This window comes from Sutterella massiliensis, assembly GCF_016899755.1.
Taxonomy (GTDB): domain Bacteria; phylum Pseudomonadota; class Gammaproteobacteria; order Burkholderiales; family Burkholderiaceae_F; genus Sutterella; species Sutterella massiliensis.
Genome location: NZ_JACJJC010000501.1, coordinates 1 through 246 on the forward strand (window position 1 = coordinate 1; position 246 = coordinate 246).

Here is a 246-nt window from a genome sequence, read left to right on the forward strand (position 1 = left end):
CTTCGAGGTGCCCGAAGGCTACGTCTCGCCCTCGCGCCCGCTGCTGCAGTCGCGTTTCGCGGCGCTTAGGCGTTCGCTCGCACGACTCACGGCACTCGGCGAATTCGCGAAACGCCTCGGCATTTTCTATCGAAACGCGTTGGCAATTGCGCCAAAGACAAAGCTTCTTCCCTGCGGGCGCGCGAACCGTCCGAGGCGAACGGCCGTCTTTCGCGAGATCGGACCATACCGTCGGCTCTATGAAGC

Annotated in this window: 1 protein-coding gene; it reads left to right on the top strand. The window is 63.0% G+C overall.

All coding sequences use genetic code 11. The features are described 5' to 3' along the window. Positions 1-246, top strand: a 246-nt coding sequence (locus tag H6A60_RS13475) for a hypothetical protein (RefSeq protein WP_205105365.1), incomplete at both ends; no start/stop codon positions are given.